This is a genomic window from Acinetobacter pragensis (genome assembly GCF_001605895.1).
Taxonomy (GTDB): domain Bacteria; phylum Pseudomonadota; class Gammaproteobacteria; order Pseudomonadales; family Moraxellaceae; genus Acinetobacter; species Acinetobacter pragensis.
Window position 1 is genome coordinate 1 of sequence record NZ_LUAW01000002.1, and the last position, 19,934, is coordinate 19,934.

Sequence of the window (19,934 nt, forward strand, 5' to 3'; positions counted from 1 at the left end):
CGCGCCAAGATTATTGGCGCAACCGTAGTTGGCGTAGAGCCGCGCATCATGGGCTTTGGCCCGGCGCCAGCGGTCAAGAAGCTGCTGGCGCAAACAGGGCTAACAGTTGAACAGATGGATGTGATTGAGCTGAATGAAGCTTTTGCGGCGCAGGCTTTGGCGGTGACGCGTGAATTGGGCCTTGCCGACGGCAGTGAACGGGTGAATCCGAATGGCGGCGCGATTGCGCTTGGCCATCCGCTGGGGGCATCGGGTGCGCGCTTGGTCACCACGGCGCTGAATCAGCTGGAACGGACCGGCGGCACATATGCGCTGTGCTCAATGTGCATTGGCGTCGGTCAAGGCATCGCTTTGATTATTCAGCGGGTTTAAACAAAAGGATATTGTCATGAGCCACTTATATGCAAGTTTATTTTACCAAGCGGATGTGACTGAAATTTTCAGTGACTATGCTTTGCTCAAGTATATGATTCAGGCTGAAGTGGCTTTGGCGCAAGCGCAAGCTCATGTAGGGATAATTCCTGAGTCTGCAGCTGAAATAATTGTCAGTGTTGCAAATACTCAAGGTATCCAGGCCATTGATTTTGACAGTCTTGCAATCGCTGCAGGACTGGCAGGAAATATCGCGATTCCTTTTGTAAAGCAGTTTACTGCGGCTGTGAAAACCGTAGATGAAGAGGCTTCCCGCTATGTGCATTGGGGCGCAACAAGTCAGGATATTCTAGATACCGCATGTATTTTACAGGCTCAAGATGCTTTAAAAGTTGTTGAATTACAGCTTCAGTTTGCTTATAGCACATCACTTGAGCTTGCAGAAAAATACCGAGTTGAAGTGATGATTGGGCGTACTTGGCTGCAGCAGGCGTTACCCATCACTTTTGGGCATAAGGCGGCACGCTGGGCCAGCAGTTTTAAACGTGATTTAGACCGTTTAGAGCAGCTCAAAGCCCGTGTATTGACGGCTCAGCTTGGCGGCGCAGTCGGGTCGTTGGCATCATTGCTTGATCAAGGCTCACAGGTTGTTGAGCTGTATGCGGCGGAACTCAATCTAAATGTTCCTGCATGTACATGGCATGGTGAGCGGGACCGTATTGTTGAAATCGCAAGCTTTTTAGCGATGGCGACAGGCAATACTGGGAAAATGGCCCGCGATTGGTCCTTGATGATGCAAACTGAAGTTGCAGAAGTGTTTGAGCCCACTGCAAAAGGGCGGGGCGGTTCATCGACAATGCCGCATAAGCGCAATCCAGTGGCCGCCGCTTCTATATTGGCCGCCGCCAATCGTGTGCCCGCACTGATGTCGAGTGTCTATCAAAGCATGGTGCAGGAGCATGAGCGCAGCTTAGGTTCGTGGCATGCTGAATGGCTGGCTTTACCTGAAATCTTTCAGCTTTGTGCAGGGGCATTAGAACGCACCGTCGAAGTGTTGCAAGGTTTGGAAATCAATTCTGTCAATATGCAGCGCAATATTGAATGCACGAACGGCTTAATTATGGCGGAAGCCGTCATGATGGCGCTTGCGCCAAAAATAGGCCGCTTAAATGCCCATCATTTGGTTGAACAGGCCTGCAAGCAAGCTGTGGCTGAAAAATGCCATTTAAAAGATGCAGTCAGTCAAATTGCTGAAGTCCAGCAATATTTTGATGCAGCAGAATTGCAGCAGATTTTTAAACCTGAATCTTATTTAGGAAATATTCAGGAACAGATTGATGCTGTGCTGAAAGAAGCCGAAGGAGAGGCAAAATGATGAATACTATCCAAAACCGTCAAGGTAAAACCTTATCTATACAGGTAGAGGGGCAGCGCGATGCTCCCGTGATTATTTTTTCCAACTCTTTAGGCACGGATAAAAAAATGTGGGATGCGCAAGCCGCATTCTTCAAAGAGAACTATCAAGTTGTACGTTATGACACCCGCGGTCACGGTAAAAGTGATGTGATAGATGATTCAACTTTGACCAATTTGGGTGAAGACGTCATTGATATTATGGATGCTTTGAATATTGCTGAAGCGCATTTTTGCGGTATTTCCATGGGCGGCATTACCGCGCTTTGGCTAGGCATCAATGCGGCTGAGCGCTTTAAAACCATTACAGTGGCAAATTCGGCTGCAAAAATTGGTCAGGCTGATGCATGGCTGACGCGTGCAGATCAAGTTGAAAAAAATGGATTAGACGATTTAGTTAAGACAACGCATACACGCTGGTTCAGCGAAAAATTTGATTATCAGCATAATGCGCTGGCGCAGCAAACGATTAACAGTCTGGCTTCCACGCCAGCAAAAGGTTACGCGAATGCTTGCCGCGCTTTGGCGCATGCAGATGTTCGCGCTTCATTGCCTGAATTGAAAATCCCCGCATTGCTGATTTGCGGAATTCAAGATCCGATTACCACCGTAGAAGACGGTGAATTTATCCGCAGTCATGTAAAAAATGCTGAGCTTAAATCACTGAACGCTTCGCATTTATCCAATATTGAGGAACCCGATGAATTCAGCCAGTTGCTAGAAAATTTCATCGATAAAAATCAATAGAGCAATTCACGAAAAGGACTTGGCCTTAAGGAGGCAAAAATGGCGTCTCAGGATAGTTATACGCAAAAATCAGGAATTGATGCGCAAGCATTAATCAACGACTCCCCATTAAGCAAATATCAATGGCTTATTGCGATTGTCTGCTTCTTGATTGTTTTTGTGGACGGGATTGATACTGCTGCAATGGGCTTTATTGCGCCTGCATTAGCCCAAGATTGGGGTATTGACCGCTCACAGTTAGGCCCCGTCATGAGTGCCGCTTTAGGCGGGATGATTTTTGGCGCCTTATTTTCTGGCCCGATGGCTGACCGATTTGGCCGAAAAATTGTATTAGCCATTTCAATGCTGATTATTGGCGGCTTTACCTTGGCGTGTGCCTATGCCAGTGATTTAGACAGTTTGGTCATCTTCCGCTTCTTAACGGGTATTGGATTAGGCGCAGCGATGCCGAATGCCACTACTTTGTTTTCTGAATATTGCCCTGCTCGGATTCGTTCATTGCTGGTGACGTGCATGTTCTGCGGGTACAACTTGGGCATGGCTGTGGGCGGTTTTTTCAGCAGCTGGCTGATTCCGAATTATGGCTGGCATAGCCTATTTTTAGTTGGGGGGTGGGCTCCGCTTGTCCTCATGCTTGTCGTGATGTTCTTTTTACCAGAGTCTTACCGCTATCTGATTCTCAAAGGAAATAAAGCCGATCAAGTTAAAAAAATTCTGACCCGTATTGCACCGCTGCAAGCGGCACAAGCAATAGGATTCCATGTTCCAGAAGAACAGGCTGAAAGTACCCAGAAAAAAGGCGTATTTGGCATGCTGTTCTCTAAAAAATATGCCAAAGGCACATTTTTACTCTGGTTTACCTATTTTATGGGGCTTGTGATTATCTACTTGCTCACCAGCTGGCTGCCGACGTTAATGCGTGAAACAGGCGCAACCATGGAACGCGCAGCATTTATTGGCGGACTATTCCAGTTCGGCGGTGTGCTAAGCGCATTGTTTGTCGGTTGGGCAATGGACCGTTTTAATCCAAACCGCGTGATTGCCGGATTCTACTTTGCAGCAGGTATTTTCGCTTTTATTGTCAGCCAAAGCTTAGGCAGTCCAACGCTGCTTGCCATCTTTATTTTATGTGCAGGAATGGCTGTAAACGGCGCGCAATCGGCAATGCCCGTGCTCAGCACACGCTTTTATCCAACCCAGTGCCGTGCAACAGGCGTGGCGTGGATGTCCGGTATAGGCCGCTTCGGCGCTGTTTTCGGTGCATGGATTGGCGCAGTGCTGCTTGGCAACAACTGGTCGTTCAGCTCTATTTTAAGCATGCTGCTGATTCCTGCGACAGCTGCCGCTATTGCAATTCTAGTTAAATCATTTGTTGCTCATACAGATGCAACTTAAGAGGTATTCATCATGAATGACGAAGAGCGTTATACACAAGGCATACAGGTTCGCACTGAAGTGTTGGGTGAAAAACATGTCGGTCGGTCTTTAGAAAATTTAAATGATTTTAATGAAGATTTTCAAAATTTTATTAGCCGTTTTGCCTGGGGAGAAGTTTGGTCGCGCCCGGGCATGCCGCGCCATACCCGCAGCTTGGTGACAATTGCCATTCTGCTGGCATTGGGCCGAAATGATGAGCTACGGATGCATATCCGCGCATGTTTCAACAATGGCGTGACCAAAGATGATCTAAAGGAATTATTTCTTCATTCTTCTTTATATGCTGGTTTGCCTGCAGCGAATGCCGCAATGCATATGGCTGAAGAAATTTTTGAAGAAATGGGCATAGCCCCAGAAAAAATAGCCAAGGATAAATAAACATTTTTAAAGGAGAGATCAAAATGTCTCAAATTATTTGGGGAGCTTACGCACAGCGTAATACCGATGACCATCCGCCAGCACATACGCCAGGCTATAAAACAAGTGTTTTACGTTCACCTAAAAATGCACTGATTGCAATTGGTGAAACAATTTCAGAAGTAACGGCACCTCATTTTTCAGCGGACCAGTTTGGGCCAAAAGATAATGACTTGATTTTAAACTGCGCCAAAGAAGGTTTGCCTGTGGGTGAACGGGTAATTGTGCATGGCTATGTCCGTGATCAGTTTGGCCGTCCGGTTAAAAATGCCTTGCTGGAAGTTTGGCAAGCGAATGCTTCTGGGCGCTACCGTCACCCGAATGATCAATTTATTGGTTCGCTGGATCCAAACTTTGGCGGCTGCGGACGGATGATGACTGATGAAAACGGTTTTTATATTTTCCGGACCATTAAGCCGGGCCCATACCCTTGGCGCAACCGAATCAACGAATGGCGTCCGGCGCATATTCACTTTTCTTTGATTGCGGATGGCTGGGCGCAGCGCTTAATTTCACAATTCTATTTTGAAGGTGACACGCTGATTGACTCATGTCCAATCTTGAAAACGATTCCTTCAGAAGAACAGCGCCGCGCCTTAATTGCGCTTGAGGATAAGAGCAATTTTATTGAAGCCGACAGCCGCTGCTACCGCTTTGACATCACTTTACGTGGCCGCCGCGCGACTTACTTTGAAAACGAATTGCATTAAGAGAGGGAGCTAAGAAAATGAAAACTTGGAATTTTGAAGAGTTGCATGAAACTCCGTCTCAAACAGGCGGTCCTTATGTTCATATTGGATTATTGCCTAAACAGGCGGGCATTGAAGTTTTTGAAAACAATTTCAATAACGACTTGCTGAAAAACAATCCAGCGGGTGAACGCATCCGTTTAGAAGGTCAGGTTTTTGATGGCATTGGCATTCCGCTGCGTGATGTTCTTGTCGAAATTTGGCAAGCAGATGCCAATGGTGTCTATCCAAGCGCGGCCGATTTCCAAGGCAAAGCAGCCGACCAAAATTTTCATGGCTGGGGCCGGGCTGGCGCTGATTTTAAAACTGGTGTTTGGCATTTTGACACCGTTAAACCCGGCACAGTACCAGGACGAAAAGGCAGTACTCAAGCACCGCATATCAATCTGATTATTTTCGCACGCGGAATTAACACCGGTTTAAATACCCGTGTGTATTTTGAAGATGAAAGCGAAGCCAATGCCAAAGATCCTGTTTTAAACAGCATTGAATGGGAACCGCGCCGCCAAACCTTAATTGCCAAACGTGAAGAGCGCGATGGTCAGATTGTTTATCGTTTTGATATTTATATTCAAGGCGACAAAGAGACGGTTTTTCTAGATATCTAATCTGGAACATATATTCATGATATTCGGCAGTCTTTATCTGACGCTGCCGAATGACAGGGAAGGAAAATGATGAATTTAAATCACTTTGCAAAACAATTATGTCTAGCTGTTTCTATTTCACTGACGTTTGCAGCGGCGCAGGCAGGCACCTTAAATAAAGAAAACTCTCCTGCAGTTTATCCAGTTAAAAATTTGAATATTGGCGCATTGCCGGTCAAAACAATTGTTCCGATTACTGCAAAAACTAAGCAGCAGGCTTTAGAGCAAGCAAAAATTATTGCTGAAAATCCGAATGCAGATATGGCTGAATTCCGTATTGATTTACTGGATTTTGCATCTGACAGTAAAGCCGTCATTGCACTGGGGCAAGAGCTCAATCAAATTCTTAAAAACAAGCCGTTAATTGCCACAATCCGGACAGCGAATGAAGGCGGGCAGCTGAAAATCTCTGATGCAGATTATGAGAGCACCTATACGGAATACTTAAAGCAGCCGTTTATGCAGCTGCTGGATATAGAAATGTTCCGTGATCAAGCGCGCGTAGAAAAACTTATTCAGCGCGCCCATCAAAAAAATGTTTTAGTGATTATGTCAAATCATGATTTTGATAAAACACCAGCGCAGCAAGAGATTGAGCAGCGTTTATTCAAACAAGATGAAATGGGCGCAGACATCCTCAAAATTGCAGTAATGCCGCAGTCGAAACAAGATGTGCTCACATTAATGAATGCGACTTTTAATGTCAGCCAAAAAAGTAAAAAACCGTTATTGACTATGTCAATGGGGCGTTTAGGCACAATTTCGCGCGTAGCCACCGCCAACATGGGCGGCAGTATGAGTTTTGGCATGATTGGGGAAGCATCTGCACCCGGTCAAATTGATGTCGCACAGTTAAAACAATTTTTAAAAACAGTTCAACCGACCCCTTAATTTTTCGACAAGGAAACCGTCATGAAATTAGCTTCGCTACGCTTAACCGCATTGACATTAGGATTGCTGGGCTCCGGGTTTGCAGCAGCAGAAACATACACTGTAGACCGTTATCAAGATGACCATGAAAAAGGTTCATTGCGCTGGGCAATTGAACAGTCAAATGCTAATACAGCGCAAGAAAATGAAATTTTAATTCAAGCTGTAGGTAAGGCGCCTTATGTTATTAAAGCAGATAAGCCATTACCGCCGATTAAATCATCAGTAAAAATTATTGGCACACAATGGGAAAAAACTGGAGAGTTTATTGCCATTGATGGTTCGAACTATATAAAAGGTGAGGGCGCCAAAGCTTGTCCGGGCGCGAATCCTGAGCAATATGGAACCAATGTGCGTACCACAACCTTGCCGGGTTTGGTTCTGCAAGACATGAATGGGGTCACTTTAAAAGGGCTGGATATTCACCGTTTCTGTATTGGTGTTTTAGTGAACCGTTCAAGCGGCAATTTGATTCAGCATAACCGCATTAGCAATAACTATGGCGGCTCAGGTGTCATGCTGACGGGCGATGATGGTCAAGGCAATTCTACATCAACCACAACCAACAATAATAAAGTGCTGGATAATATCTTTATTGATAACGGTGACGGCTTAGAGCTGACGCGCGGCGCTGCATTTAATTTGGTTGCAAATAATCTTTTCACATCGACCAAGGCGAATCCGGAACCGTCACAAGGAATTGAAATTCTGTGGGGCAATGACAACGCTGTTGTTGGCAATAAATTTGAAAATTATTCCGATGGCCTGCAGATTAACTGGGGTAAACGTAATTACATCGCCTACAACGAGCTGACCAATAACTCGCTCGGTTTCAACATAAGCGGTGACGGCAATATTTTTGACAGCAATAAAGTACACGGCAACCGCATCGGTATTGCGGTTCGTTCTGAAAAAGATGCCCAAGCACATACAACGCTGACCAAAAACCAAATCTGGAATAATGGCAAAGATATAAAACGCTGTGAAGCTGGCGGCTCATGTGTGCCGAATCAGCGTTTAGGCGCAATCGTCTTCGGTGTTCCTGCACTTGAACATGCGGACTTTATCGGTTCTCGCGGCGGTGGCGTAGTGATTGAAGCGGCGAAACTGCAAAAAACCTGCACCAAGCCCAATGAGCAAGGCTGCAATGCGATTCCGAATCAAGCGATACAAGCGCCTCATTTACGCGCAGATAAGGGGCAAGTGCTTGTGACGGCAAAGGGTTATCCAAATCAGCGCTATCAAGTTGAATTTTTTGGAAATACCAATGCTAAATCCAAAGAAGCTGAGCTTTATTTAGGTTCCGTGACGCTCACTACGGATGCTCAAGGCCAAGCAAATTCAAGCTGGAAACCTGCACAGAAAGCGGCATCCATTACTGCAACGGTTACGGATATTCATGGAGCAACTTCAGAATTAAGTAACGCCATTGCTTTTTAATATATAGGCGCTTTCAGGGGCTGAAAGTGCCGTTTTTTTTTGATTGAATATTGAATGATGCTAAGGATAAGCACATGAAACAGATCGTAAATAAATTTACAGTTTTAGTCACTTCTATGCTTTTTGCACAGGCTGCATTTGCCAACGAGCCGTGGTCACAAGACCGTCAATGGCTCTTGGGGGACTGGAATGGAAATCGCCAGCAATTAGAACAGCAAGGATATAAATTTAACATATCTTTTATTAATGAAAGCGCTGCCAATTTAGACGGCGGCTACAATGACGATTCGGAAATTTTGCATGCCAGCCAGCTGACCTTGGGCACACAGCTGGATTTAGAAAAAATAGCAGGCTGGAACGATACGCAAGCCAGTATTTCTGTAACTAAGCGGGACGGTCAGTCGCTGTCGGCAGAACGTATTTCTGATCCGCGGGCCGGCCAGTTTAGCAGTGTCCAAGAAATTTATGGACGCGGCCAATCTTGGCGCTTAACCCAAGCTTGGATTAAAAAAGGCTTTTTAGATAAAACCTTGCAATTCAAAATTGGACGCATGGGCTTATCCGAAGATTTCAATGGATCACATTGTGAGTTCCAAAACCTGATGCTATGCGGCGGCCAGCTCGGCAAAACCGTAGGTAGCATTTGGTACAATGGCCCAGTGTCGCAATGGGGCTTAAATGTTAAATATCAATTTGCGCCAGAGTGGTCTATTGCTGCCGGCATCTATGAAATAAACCCTGAAAATAGTCTAGAAAACCGCGGTTTCAACCTGACCATGGACGAAACTGAAGGCGCGCTTATTCCAGTTGAACTGGCTTGGAAACCGAAATTGGATGTTTTTAATGGCCTGTCGGGTGAGTATAAAATTGGCGCATTCTATGCAACAGCCGATGCATCAGATGTGAAAACTGATGCAAATGGCGAGATTGCGCTTCAAGCGAATGCGAGAAAGATTCATGATCATAAATCCAGTATTTGGTTAAATGCTCAGCAGCAATTAACCGCAAAAGCTGATCAGCCGAATCGGGGCTTATTTGCCTCAGCAAATTTCACTTATAACGACAAAGCAACGACCACAGTGGAATCTACGCAGCAAATCGCTTTTTGGTACAAGGGCATTTTAGATAACCGTCCGAATGACAGTATCGGATTAGGTTTTGCCCGTTTTGACGTAAATGACCGGGTGAGAGACCGTCAAAACTATAGCAATGAAGTCAATGGGCTGACTGCGGATGATTACCAAAATTCATTGTATGCGCCCGTTCAGTATGATGAATTAAACATTGAGCTGAACTACACCTATCAATGGTCACCTGCAATTATGCTGCGGCCAAATCTGCAATATGTTCATCAGGCTGGCGGTGTGAAGCAAGTCGATGATGCTTGGGTTGCGGGCCTAACAATGCGTCTAAACTTTTAATGCGCTTATTGAACCGATAAAGTTTTCGCAAATATTCAACTGTTAAAGCAGCCCGCTCTGCTTTAGCTGAAAACGATTCTATGCAACATGATTTTTGAACACGTTGAAACGCTTCTACATTTAAGCATGCTGTGATTGCTGGAGTAAAATTCATGTCTGAACAACTATCCTCTAAAGCCCAGCCCGTATTTAAGATATGGTGCTTTATACTGGGTCTCGCGCTACTCATTACCGGCTTATTTTATATTGTCGGCGGTGGAAAATTAGTGAGCCTTGGCGGCTCATGGTATTTCCTGATTGCAGGTATTTTAATTACATGTTCTGCATTTTTTGTCTTTAAAAAGAAAGCAGCAGGTGTCGCATTATTTGCTTTGGTTTTTGCAGGTACGCTCATTTGGTCATGGTTTGATGCAGGCTGGGATTTTTGGGCTTTATTTTCTCGCTTGATGTTTCCTGCGGGTTTATTTGCTGCGCTGATGTTCACGCTGCCGTCAATTCGGCGCTATCAGTCTCAAAACGGTGCGGCAGCGCCTGCTTATGCGATTGCAGGCATGACTGTCATCGGCATGCTGATAGGTTTTTATCAGATGTTTCAGCCGCATCCCACCGTCGCCGCTTCTGGGCAGGAATTGCCTTTGATTCCTGTAGATCCTGCCAAACAGCAGGTGAGTTGGGAGCATTATGGCGGTGATGCTGAAGGCACTCGTTTTGCGGCATTAGATCAAATCAACCGTAATAATGTGAAGGGCCTAAAAGAAGTTTGGCGTTTTCAAACAGGCGATTTAACCACGGGTTCAGGAAATGGCGCAGAAGATCAAGTTACGCCATTGCAAGTGGGGGATAAAGTTTTTGTTTGTACACCGCATAACAACATTTTTGCCTTGGATACAGATACCGGCAAGCAGCTTTGGAAAGCGGAGGTCAACTCAAAAGCTGATGCTTGGGAGCGTTGCCGCGGTGTTGCATATTTTGATGCGACTCAGCCGCTGGTTCAGCCCACTTTGGCAGGATCTACGCCTGTAACGGCAGTCGCAAACAATACGGTTTGTCCGCGCCGCGTATATACCAATACACCCGATGGGCGCTTAATAGCAGTCAGTGCGGATACTGGAGAACGCTGTAAAGATTTCGGTATCAACGGAACTGTAAATTTGCTGGAAGGCTTAGGGGATGGTACCGCCGCGCCGCGTTTTGAAGTGACTTCAGCGCCGACTATTGCAGGCACGACTATTGTAATTGGCAGCCGTATTGCAGATAACGTCGCGGCTGATATGCCTGGCGGTGTTATTCGTGCATACGATGTCATTACAGGAGAGCTGCGCTGGGCATTTGATCCCCGTAATTCAAACCCGAACTATGTGTTGAAGCCGGGTGAAATTTATAAGCGCAGTTCAGCAAACTCTTGGGCTGCTATGTCCTATGATCCGCAAATGAATACTGTCTTTTTACCTATGGGCAGTTCTTCTGTTGATGTGTGGGGGGGGAACCGCCAGCCTGTTGATCATAAATACAATACGTCCGTTCTTGCATTAGATGCTACGACAGGTAAAGAAAAGTGGGTTTATCAAACAGTACATAATGATCTTTGGGACTTTGATTTACCAATGCAGCCAAGCTTGGTGGATTTTCCTATGAAAGATGGATCTACAAAACCGGCGGTGGTAATTGGTACAAAATCTGGACAGTTTTTTGTGCTTGACCGTGTGACTGGCAAGCCTTTAACCAAAGTCATTGAACAGCCTGTGAAGCCTGCAGATATTCCGAATGAACAATACAGCGCGACACAGCCGCGTTCCGTTGAAATGCCGCAGATTGGTAATCAAACCTTAACTGAATCCGACATGTGGGGCGCCACGCCTTTTGATCAATTGATGTGCCGTATTAATTTTAAATCGATGCGTTATGAGGGGCTGTTTACAGCACCGGGTACTGATGTTTCGCTGAGTTTTCCAGGTTCATTAGGTGGAATGAACTGGGGCAGCATTGCATTTGATCCGACACATCGTTATATGTTTGTGAACGATATGCGCTTGGGTTTATGGATTCAATTGATTAAACAGACTCCAGAAGACCTTAAAATTCAGGCAAATGGAGGCGAGAAAGTGAATACAGGCATGGGCGCTGTGCCCATGAAGGGAACGCCATATAAGGTGAATAAGAACCGCTTTATGTCGGTTTTAGGGATTCCATGTCAAAAACCGCCTTTCGGAACCATGACTGCGATTGATTTGACGACACGTCAAGTCGCATGGCAAGTCCCATTGGGAACAGTACAGGATACGGGTCCAATGGGAATAAAAATGGGGCTGAAAGCGCCGATTGGCATGCCGACTATTGGCGGGCCAATGGCGACACAAGGCGGTTTAGTCTTCTTCGCTGCTACTCAAGATTACTATTTGAGGGCTTTTAATTCCTCTAATGGTCAAGAGCTTTGGAAATCACGTTTACCTGTAGGCAGCCAAGGCACACCGATCAGCTATGTTTCTCCAAAAACAGGAAAACAGTATGTAGTCATTTCTGCAGGAGGCGCTCGGCAATCTCCCGATCATGGCGATTATGTCATTGCCTATGCTTTAGAGTAATGAATGTATAGGTATTTTAAGCATGTATTCAGCTCAATTCTTGCGGCTTGAATCATATAAATAAAACGCTTAAGCATCAAAGAGAAAGCGATCTTGAAGATCGCTTTCTTGAACATTGACGGAGTAATGAAATAAAAAATCCAAGCGATTAACGCTGCGCTAAATGAATCATTTCACCTATTTTGTCTGCTGTTTTCAGCAGTTCAGGTGCAAGTTCTTCAACACGCTGCGCATTCATACGCACAGATGGCCCGGCGATGCTGACGGTGCCAAATGGTTTGCCCGTAGAGGATTGACGATGATTTTTGCCATAGCCGTCATGCCAAGCTCATAAGTATCACAAATTAAGCCGTAACCGCGCTCTTTAGCAGCCTGAATCATCTGTTCGAGTTGTTTAAGGTTCTGTGGTGAATTAGGACCGAATTTTTGCGATTTTTCAAAACCTTCACGATCAACAATGCGTGAGAAGGATTCAGTATCAAGGCTGGAAAGGTAAGCTAATCCGCATGCGGAAGCGGGTAAGTAAGCAATACTGCCAGAATCAGGATCATATTTGAGCCCTGACTTGGATCCTTGCGCTTTTCCAATCCAAATGATGTTTTCATTTTCAATCATGCCTAAACGGACTAATTCAGCAGATTTTCCTGCCAAGTCATTGGCGATTAAATCATCGCTCTAATTTCATAGGCTGTATTTCGTATTAAAGGCAAAATATTTTCAGTTAAATATTGTGCAGTCACATGCTTGGTTTGTGACATGCAGTTTAAGGCAGCAACAGCTTTTCCTTGGCCATTTAAGATAGGCACTGCAATGGCTATGACACCTAGTTCATGCTCTTCTTTGGACAAGCAATAATCTTGTGCAGCAGTTTGTTCTAAAACGTCATAAAACTGAGCTTCATTTTGAATTGTAAAAGGTGTTAAACGTTTCAGACCATGCTGTTCAAACCAGCTTTTTTGTTCAGCTTTATTTAAATAAGCCAATAATATTTTACCTGTGGAGGTGGCGTGCGCAGGCAGCCGATTGCCCAAATGCATGCCATAAGGGCTGGCGCGTAAATTATCCTGTACCGCCAAGTAACTTCGCGCAATAGGCACGACCTCATCACCATCTAAAACCACAATTGAATATGACAAAGATGTCTGCGCACATAAAATATTCAGAATAGGCTGAGCGATTTTGGGTAAATGAGCAGAACTTAGATAAGAACTGGAAAAACGTAAAACTTTTGGGGTCAACCAAAATGAATGTTCATCGCCATCTAAATAACCGAGGAATTTTAAAGTTTTTAAATAGCGTCTGGCTGCCGTACGGCTGATATTGGTCCGTTCTGCAATTTGCGCCGCGTTCAGTTTTTGCCGATCAATGCCAAATGCTTCTAAAAGACTTAAGCCTTTAGCAAGTCCAGAAATAAAGTCATCATTGCTGATGCTTTCACCTGAGGTCTTATTTTCAATTAAATCGTAACGCATTTTGCTTCCTTGCACATTCACATCATCATTTATGAGATTTTGACCGATATACGGACAATGCTACCGTAATACGGTGAGTATCCTCTATCGACTATAGCTGAATTCTTATAAAAAATTTAATTTGAAAGCATAGAACAGGGAGCATAGCGAATGGAAATTTTAAGTACCAAAGTTGCAATTATTGGATCTGGGCCAGCGGGGTTATTGCTGGGGCAGCTTTTGTATAAAGCGGGAATTGAGCATATTATTATTGAGCAAAGAAGCAGTGAATATGTTGCTGCGCGCATTCGAGCCGGTATTTTGGAGCAAGTTTCTGTCGATCTTTTACGTGAAGCAGGCGTTGATCAGCACCTGAATGAAATGGGGCTGCCGCATCATGGAATTGAAATATTAAGCAACGGCGAAAAGCACCGTATTGACTTATCTGCTTTAACACAAGGCAAGGAAGTCACTGTTTATGGGCAAACTGAAGTAACTAAAGATTTAATGCAGGCCCGTGAAGAGGCTGAATTGCTATCTTTTTATGAAGCAAATGATGTAAAAGTTCATGAGTTTTACAATGCACCTTATGTGACCTTTCATAAAAATGGCGTGGAATATCGTGTGAATTGCGATTTTATTGCAGGGTGTGATGGCTATCATGGTGTGTGCCGGGCCACAGTTCCGCAGGATAAAATTAAAACGTTTGAAAAAGTATATCCTTTTGGATGGCTGGGCATTTTAGCTGATGTACCGCCAGTCTCTGATGAGTTGATCTATGTGCAGTCTGAGCGCGGTTTTGCTCTTTGCAGCATGCGGTCTAACACTCGAAGCCGCTATTATTTACAAGTGCCTTTAACCGATAAAGTTGAAGAATGGTCAGATGAACGTTTTTGGGATGAACTCAAAAACCGCTTAGATCCAGAAAGCCAAAAGAATTTAATTATAGGCCCCTCCATAGAAAAGAGTATTGCCCCGCTGCGGAGTTTTGTGACGGAGCCTATGCGTTTTGGCAAGCTGTTTTTAGCAGGCGACGCTGCGCATATTGTTCCTCCAACTGGCGCAAAAGGTTTAAATCTCGCTGCTTCTGATATTGCTTATTTATCCAGCGCTTTAATTGAGTATTATTTGAAGGGTTCAGAACAGGGCATTGATGACTATTCTGAAAAATGCCTAAAACGCGTTTGGAAAGCAGAACGGTTTTCTTGGTGGATGACCCATTTATTGCACCGTTTTGAAACGGAAAGTGATTTTGATATTAAAATTAAACAAGCTGAACTGGCTTATGTTTTAGGGTCAGAGGCTGGGCAAACCACGCTTGCAGAAAATTACGTAGGGCTGCCTTATGAAATTAAAAAATTCGATGATTTAAAACAGGCAAGTTAGATATATCCCATAATAAAAAAGCACCTGAAGGTGCTTTTTTTATTTAAATACATAGAAAATAATTGCAAATTTTCTTATGACATTCCTAATTCGCAGTATCCAGAACATTACTATAAACTTGCTATTTTAGATTTATATAATTGAAAAATAATATATTTAACTTTTATTTTGCAAAAAAATGCTGGCTGTAACAGCAAATGGGAGAGACTATCAAATCTTAGAAATAATTTTTTTATATTCTTGCAGTTACATTGAACTATCTGAGTGAAATTCGGTTTTTATAAAATTAATTTGCTGCATTTTTACAAACTATATTGAATTTTACATGTAATTTTGTTTTATTGTGTGGGTCAACATTTGAATATAGGGAAATAGATATGGCACTTTCAGCAGAGAAAGCAATCGAAAGCATCCACACCATGCATGTACTCATTGAAAAAATTTTCAGCGGTGCAAACAGTGAGCAAGATTTATCATTATTAATTGAACATTTTTCTGAAAATTTTGAAATGGTCGGTGCCGCAGGTAAAAAATTCAAGTTTGAAGAAGTGAAACAGCTGTTTGCGAATAATCAGGGAAAAATGCCTGATATTAAAATTGAAATTTATGATGAAGAAATTATTTTACAGCATGAACAGGCTATTGTTCTGACTTATACAGAAAAGCATACGAAAGAATCGGGTGTTTTAATACGCCGTTCTTGTGCATTGATTGAGGAAATTCAAGGCAAAATGCTGTGGCGTTTCCTGCAGGAAACTTTTACAGGGTAAACGCAGTTTTATTCCATTTATTTAAAAGCATAGGCTTATGCAGCTTTATCCCTTTAAAATGCATGAGTCTAAGTCTGAACTCCTTTAAATAAAAAACTGAATACAGGTTAGTCTAATTATCATAAAGCATCTGCCTAAGTTGGCACAAAGAGTATATCAGCTTAATTCCAGTTCTAGCTGTTCTGTTTAAGTCTATAAATTAATCAATTTTTAATTTGATTGAACAGAAAAATTCGAGTGAATTTACGTTAAATTTTTCCAGTCAAACTTGGTGACGAATAATCTAAAGGTATGACTTTATACTTTAAAAGATATGGAAAATTACATATAAAAGTGAATACAATTAAGTCAAGGATGTAAAAGTCTTGAGTATTTCAATCTGGAAAATAGGCTTGAATGGAAGCGGATTTTGGATAGGAATAAAAGGTTTCTGATGATATTGATCAAGAAATGTTTTCCTGATCAAGGGTAAAAGAAATACTGGCTTATGAGGAATATAAGCCGTCGTACAAGGATTAAGTGACATGAATAGTTCTATCAATGATCGGGCTGCCGCGGTCAGTAAAAAATCAAATGTATATGCATGGTACGTGGTGTTGCTGTGTATGCTGGCGTATATCTTTTCATTTATTGACCGTCAAATTCTGGCATTGATGATTGAGCCGATTAAAGCCGATTTGAATTTATCAGATACCCAGTTCAGCTTATTGCATGGTTTGGCGTTTTCATTGTTTTATGCATTTATGGGTTTGCCTTTAGCTTATCTGGCAGACCGTTTTTCACGCCCTAAAATTATTGCAGTCGGTATTGTCTTTTGGAGCATTGCCACGGCTTTTTGCGGTTTAAGCAAAAGTTTCTTTCAGCTTTTCTTCAGCCGGATGGGTGTGGGTGTCGGGGAAGCAGCATTATCTCCAGCGGCATATTCGATGTTCAGCGATATGTTCAGCAAGGATAAACTAGGCCGTGCTGTCGCAGTTTATTCCAGCGGATCATTTGTCGGCGGGGGAATCGCCTTTTTAGTCGGCGGCTATGTTATTGGCTTGCTGAAAAATATGAGCTTGATTGAAGTACCGCTTCTGGGGGCAATTAAAGCATGGCAAATGGCTTTTATCCTTGTCGGGCTGCCGGGTGTTTTTATTGGCCTGCTGTTTATATTGACCGTGCGTGATCCTCAGCGAAAAGGCCAGCGTTTAAATGCGCAAGGCCAAGTTGAAAAGACCAGCATGAAAAAAGCGTTCAAGTTTATTAAAAAGCACCGCACTACTTTTGGCTGCCATTATTTTGGTTTTACCTTCTATGCAATGGCGCTGTACTGCCTCATCAGCTGGACACCTGCATTTTATATGCGCAAATATGGGCTCACACCAACAGAAGCGGGATATATGCTGGGTACCGTGATGCTGGCAGCGAATACCATAGGTGTATTTTGTGCAGGCTGGCTAAATGACTGGTTTATTCAAAAAGGCAGAAAAGATGCGCCTATGGTCACTGGGGTTATTGGAATTGTCGGTTTAATTATTCCTATGATTGCATTCACTCAAGTATCTGAACTTTGGCTGTCTGTGACTTTATTGGTTCCAGCAATGTTCTTTGCATCGTTTCCAATGCCTATTTCAACAACAGCCATGCAAATGCTGGCGCCGAACCAGCTGCGTGCGCAGATTTCAGCGGTCTTCCTGCTGATCAGCAACTTAGTTGCTGTCGGAATCGGAACGACTTTAGTGGCGTTAATTACTGATAAAATCTTTGGAAATCCTCTAATGGTGGGCATGTCGTTGTCTATTGTCGGTGCTTGCTCATGTGTAGTTGCCTTTATTTTACTGAAAAAAGGATGCAAGGCCTTTAGTGCCAGTATGCAGCAGGAGCACCCGGTTTAAGCGGATGGTTTGAATTTTAAAATTCAAGCAATAGCTCATTACATTTAATGGGCTTTTGGCGTTATTTTAGTTCATAAAAATGAATTTAATGGAGTGCGATAATGAATCAGAGTTTGAGCCATTTGCATTATCTGGATGAATTCCTATTATTTAATTCAGATGACTATCAGACCATTAAGGATAAAATCAGCCATTATTTGTGCCCGCATCAATTTGATGTAGACGAGGCTTCGAGTTTAAATACCCGCTTGAATGGCTTTAGCTTTGGAAACTCGGCTTTATACGATTTGAAATACAGCGCAGCTGTGGCAATCACTATAGATAAAGCGTCCCCGCATTATTTGTTCCGCTTTAATCTTGAAGGGCAATGTAAAGTTGAGCATGCGAAAAGTCAGGTGCTGCAGTCATATGGCATTATGACAGTAACCCATCCCCATACTCAAAACCGAATTATTACCAACCATCGCTGCCGCAATATTATTCTTAAATTGACACAGCAGGACGTGGACACACAGCTGTGTAAAATGCTGGGTTATACTCCTGCAGAAGCGATAACATTTGATAGCGGAGTACCAATTGCAGCAGAGGGTCTAAACGCTATTGTTGAAACACTGAATTACCTTTGTCACGCCTATTACAATATTCAAAACTGGAGCTTTATTTCAGCCAGCTTCAATCAGTATTTAATTGAATTGATTTTGCTGAAAGTTCCCAGCAATTACAGCCAGCGGCTCAATGCACGCAGACCAAAAGTGCTGCCAAGCTACATGAGAAAAGCACAGCATTATGTTCAGCAACATCTTCAATCGCAGATTTCACTTGCAGATCTGAGTGTTTTTTGCGGTGTTTCCAGCCGGACTTTGCAAAAAGGCTTTAATCAATACTGTGAGCAAACACCCATTGAATATATCCGGGATCAGCGGATGCAATGGGTGCATCAAGCTTTAGTGAACAGCCATTCCAGCGATACGGTAACGGATATTCTTTTACAAAACGGCATTCAAAGCATGGGGCACTTTTCCAATTTATATAAAAAACGCTACGGCTGCCTGCCGTCAGAAACATTAAAAATGAAGGAAGTGTAAATTTTAAAAAGTATGCGCATACCGAATAGCCTATTCGCATACGGGGACGTGAACTGTACTTGAATCTTCTAAAGTTAACTCAGTTAATCAGGAGGATTTGAAATGAAAATTACAGTACTTGGCGGTGGTCATGGATGTTATGCCTCAGCTGTGGAAATGGCGGAAAAAGGCCATGAAGTGGTGTTGTGGCGGCGAGATACCGATGCGCTAAAAGAATTAGCAGAAATTGGCGAGCTCTTGATTTTGGATTATCAAGGTGAGCGCTCTGTGACAGTAGGCTTTAACAAGAGCCAGATCAATTTACAGGAATCTTTAGAGCAGGCGGTTACAGACGCTGAGCTGATTATTATTCCTTTGCCTGCAACCACACATGTAAATTTAGCGCAGCAGGCGGCGCCTTATTTTAAAGATGAGCAGGTCGTTTATTTACCGCCAGGCACTTTTGGCAGCTTTGTCTTTGCTCAAGCAATGAAAGATGCTGGAAATCAGGCACAGGTCGCTTTTGCTGAAACTGGCACATTGCCGTATTTGGTGCGCAAGCATGGGCTAAACCGCATTGTCGTAAGTGGCTATGCAACCCGTTTACCGACAGGTGTTTTCCCCAGCAGTTTATCCGAACATGCCTTCAAGGTTTTACAGCAAGCCTATCCGAGCGTAGAGCCGATTGAGGACAGCTTAAGCGGCGCATTGATGAATGCAGGCCCAATCATTCATCCACCGCTAATTATGATGAATGCAGGCCCGCTCGAGCACTTCGAGGCATGGGATATTCATAATGAAGGCACACAGCCATCCATTCGCCGAGTCACGTCTCAGTTGGATGCTGAGCGTATGCGCCTGCGTGAAGCCTTAGGTTATGCAGCCCCCCATTTTCCGCTGGCTGATCATTACAATAAAGCAAATGAAGGGGATGAGTGGATGTATGGCCGAGGCGCTCATGGCAAGCTTACAGACAGCGGTGACTGGCGGGAGGATATTGATTTGCAGTCACATCGCTACATGCTTGAAGATACCCGTTTAGGTTTATCCTTAATTGTTTCTGTAGGCCGTTGGGCTGGTGTCAAAACCCCCGTGGCTGAAGGCTTGCTGAATATTGCTTCTGCCGTTGCAGGTAACGATTTATATGCTGAAGGCCGAACATTGGAAAGTTTGGGTTTAGCTGATAAATCAAAACCAGAGCTGCAAATGATTTTGCAGCAGGGAGTCTAAG

General features: G+C 43.7%; 17 protein-coding genes and 1 pseudogene. 16 read left to right on the forward strand and 2 right to left on the reverse strand.

What is annotated here, in order from left to right; genetic code table 11:
* The 11 genes and pseudogenes from AZH43_RS01030 to AZH43_RS01080 all read left to right on the forward strand — a co-directional run.
* Window positions 1–372: pseudogene (locus AZH43_RS01030) on the forward strand (acetyl-CoA C-acyltransferase); the annotation flags it as partial.
* Between the two features lie 16 nt (window positions 373–388).
* On the forward strand, window positions 389–1,747 hold the full coding sequence (pcaB, locus tag AZH43_RS01035) for a 3-carboxy-cis,cis-muconate cycloisomerase (RefSeq protein WP_067665522.1): 1,359 nt from the start codon (window positions 389–391) through the stop codon (window positions 1,745–1,747).
* A complete protein-coding gene (pcaD, locus tag AZH43_RS01040) occupies window positions 1,744–2,532 on the forward strand; it encodes a 3-oxoadipate enol-lactonase (protein WP_067665526.1) in 789 nt (262 codons plus the stop codon). Before pcaB ends, pcaD begins: the two co-directional genes overlap by 4 nt.
* A gap of 39 nt (window positions 2,533–2,571) precedes the next feature.
* Complete coding sequence (locus tag AZH43_RS01045; protein ID WP_067665529.1) at window positions 2,572–3,927, forward strand: MFS transporter; 1,356 nt, start codon at window positions 2,572–2,574, stop codon at window positions 3,925–3,927.
* A 12-nt stretch (window positions 3,928–3,939) separates the two neighbouring features.
* Complete coding sequence (gene pcaC / locus AZH43_RS01050) at window positions 3,940–4,347, forward strand: 4-carboxymuconolactone decarboxylase (protein WP_067665532.1); 408 nt, start codon at window positions 3,940–3,942, stop codon at window positions 4,345–4,347.
* A 23-nt stretch (window positions 4,348–4,370) separates the two neighbouring features.
* Entirely contained in the window at window positions 4,371–5,096 is a 726-nt protein-coding gene (pcaH, locus tag AZH43_RS01055; protein WP_004649024.1) for a protocatechuate 3,4-dioxygenase subunit beta, read from the forward strand.
* 17 nt (window positions 5,097–5,113) lie between these two features.
* Complete coding sequence (pcaG, locus tag AZH43_RS01060; RefSeq protein WP_067665536.1) at window positions 5,114–5,743, forward strand: protocatechuate 3,4-dioxygenase subunit alpha; 630 nt, start codon at window positions 5,114–5,116, stop codon at window positions 5,741–5,743.
* A 66-nt stretch (window positions 5,744–5,809) separates the two neighbouring features.
* Complete coding sequence (gene aroD, locus AZH43_RS01065; RefSeq protein WP_067665539.1) at window positions 5,810–6,673, forward strand: type I 3-dehydroquinate dehydratase; 864 nt, start codon at window positions 5,810–5,812, stop codon at window positions 6,671–6,673.
* A 21-nt stretch (window positions 6,674–6,694) separates the two neighbouring features.
* Window positions 6,695–8,152 carry a NosD domain-containing protein gene (locus tag AZH43_RS01070; protein WP_067665542.1) on the forward strand — a complete coding sequence of 486 codons (1,458 nt, stop codon included), beginning with the start codon at window positions 6,695–6,697 and terminating at the stop codon, window positions 8,150–8,152.
* A 74-nt stretch (window positions 8,153–8,226) separates the two neighbouring features.
* The gene (locus AZH43_RS01075) at window positions 8,227–9,573 is read left to right on the forward strand and encodes a carbohydrate porin (RefSeq protein ID WP_067665545.1); all 1,347 of its coding nucleotides are present in this window, start codon (window positions 8,227–8,229) and stop codon (window positions 9,571–9,573) included.
* A 152-nt stretch (window positions 9,574–9,725) separates the two neighbouring features.
* Window positions 9,726–12,155, forward strand: a complete 2,430-nt coding sequence (locus tag AZH43_RS01080; RefSeq protein WP_067665548.1) for a glucose/quinate/shikimate family membrane-bound PQQ-dependent dehydrogenase — start codon at window positions 9,726–9,728, stop codon at window positions 12,153–12,155.
* 234 nt (window positions 12,156–12,389) lie between these two features.
* On the opposite strand, the gene AZH43_RS01085 is transcribed toward AZH43_RS01080, so the two are convergent.
* Both AZH43_RS01085 and AZH43_RS01090 read right to left on the reverse strand, forming a co-directional pair.
* A complete protein-coding gene (locus tag AZH43_RS01085; protein WP_227509758.1) occupies window positions 12,390–12,770 on the reverse strand; it encodes an IclR family transcriptional regulator domain-containing protein in 381 nt (126 codons plus the stop codon).
* Between the two features lie 47 nt (window positions 12,771–12,817).
* On the reverse strand, window positions 12,818–13,627 hold the full coding sequence (locus tag AZH43_RS01090; protein ID WP_067665550.1) for an IclR family transcriptional regulator domain-containing protein: 810 nt from the start codon (window positions 13,625–13,627) through the stop codon (window positions 12,818–12,820).
* A gap of 150 nt (window positions 13,628–13,777) precedes the next feature.
* Between AZH43_RS01090 and pobA the strand changes: the two genes are divergently transcribed.
* The 5 genes from pobA to AZH43_RS01115 all read left to right on the forward strand — a co-directional run bounded on the left by pobA (window position 13,778) and on the right by AZH43_RS01115 (window position 19,933).
* Window positions 13,778–14,992, forward strand: coding sequence for a 4-hydroxybenzoate 3-monooxygenase (pobA, locus tag AZH43_RS01095; protein ID WP_067665553.1), 1,215 nt, complete (start codon window positions 13,778–13,780; stop codon window positions 14,990–14,992).
* Between the two features lie 377 nt (window positions 14,993–15,369).
* A complete protein-coding gene (locus tag AZH43_RS01100) occupies window positions 15,370–15,762 on the forward strand; it encodes a DUF4440 domain-containing protein (RefSeq protein WP_067665556.1) in 393 nt (130 codons plus the stop codon).
* Between the two features lie 524 nt (window positions 15,763–16,286).
* Window positions 16,287–17,639 (forward strand): spinster family MFS transporter, encoded by a 1,353-nt coding sequence (locus AZH43_RS01105; RefSeq protein ID WP_067665559.1) that lies wholly within the window; start codon window positions 16,287–16,289, stop codon window positions 17,637–17,639.
* A 101-nt stretch (window positions 17,640–17,740) separates the two neighbouring features.
* On the forward strand, window positions 17,741–18,724 hold the full coding sequence (locus AZH43_RS01110; RefSeq protein ID WP_067665562.1) for an AraC family transcriptional regulator: 984 nt from the start codon (window positions 17,741–17,743) through the stop codon (window positions 18,722–18,724).
* A 102-nt stretch (window positions 18,725–18,826) separates the two neighbouring features.
* Window positions 18,827–19,933, forward strand: a complete 1,107-nt coding sequence (locus tag AZH43_RS01115) for an NAD/NADP-dependent octopine/nopaline dehydrogenase family protein (RefSeq protein ID WP_067665565.1) — start codon at window positions 18,827–18,829, stop codon at window positions 19,931–19,933.
* Window position 19,934 lies beyond the last annotated feature (1 nt).

Coding starts and splice junctions, on each gene's coding strand:
- pcaB (WP_067665522.1), top strand. CDS start 389: ATGAGCCACTTATATGCAAGTTTATTTTACCAAGCGGATGTGACTGAA.
- pcaD (WP_067665526.1), top strand. CDS start 1,744: ATGATGAATACTATCCAAAACCGTCAAGGTAAAACCTTATCTATACAG.
- AZH43_RS01045 (WP_067665529.1), top strand. CDS start 2,572: ATGGCGTCTCAGGATAGTTATACGCAAAAATCAGGAATTGATGCGCAA.
- pcaC (WP_067665532.1), top strand. CDS start 3,940: ATGAATGACGAAGAGCGTTATACACAAGGCATACAGGTTCGCACTGAA.
- pcaH (WP_004649024.1), top strand. CDS start 4,371: ATGTCTCAAATTATTTGGGGAGCTTACGCACAGCGTAATACCGATGAC.
- pcaG (WP_067665536.1), top strand. CDS start 5,114: ATGAAAACTTGGAATTTTGAAGAGTTGCATGAAACTCCGTCTCAAACA.
- aroD (WP_067665539.1), top strand. CDS start 5,810: ATGATGAATTTAAATCACTTTGCAAAACAATTATGTCTAGCTGTTTCT.
- AZH43_RS01070 (WP_067665542.1), top strand. CDS start 6,695: ATGAAATTAGCTTCGCTACGCTTAACCGCATTGACATTAGGATTGCTG.
- AZH43_RS01075 (WP_067665545.1), top strand. CDS start 8,227: ATGAAACAGATCGTAAATAAATTTACAGTTTTAGTCACTTCTATGCTT.
- AZH43_RS01080 (WP_067665548.1), top strand. CDS start 9,726: ATGTCTGAACAACTATCCTCTAAAGCCCAGCCCGTATTTAAGATATGG.
- AZH43_RS01085 (WP_227509758.1), bottom strand. CDS start 12,770: ATGATTGAAAATGAAAACATCATTTGGATTGGAAAAGCGCAAGGATCC.
- AZH43_RS01090 (WP_067665550.1), bottom strand. CDS start 13,627: ATGCGTTACGATTTAATTGAAAATAAGACCTCAGGTGAAAGCATCAGC.
- pobA (WP_067665553.1), top strand. CDS start 13,778: ATGGAAATTTTAAGTACCAAAGTTGCAATTATTGGATCTGGGCCAGCG.
- AZH43_RS01100 (WP_067665556.1), top strand. CDS start 15,370: ATGGCACTTTCAGCAGAGAAAGCAATCGAAAGCATCCACACCATGCAT.
- AZH43_RS01105 (WP_067665559.1), top strand. CDS start 16,287: ATGAATAGTTCTATCAATGATCGGGCTGCCGCGGTCAGTAAAAAATCA.
- AZH43_RS01110 (WP_067665562.1), top strand. CDS start 17,741: ATGAATCAGAGTTTGAGCCATTTGCATTATCTGGATGAATTCCTATTA.
- AZH43_RS01115 (WP_067665565.1), top strand. CDS start 18,827: ATGAAAATTACAGTACTTGGCGGTGGTCATGGATGTTATGCCTCAGCT.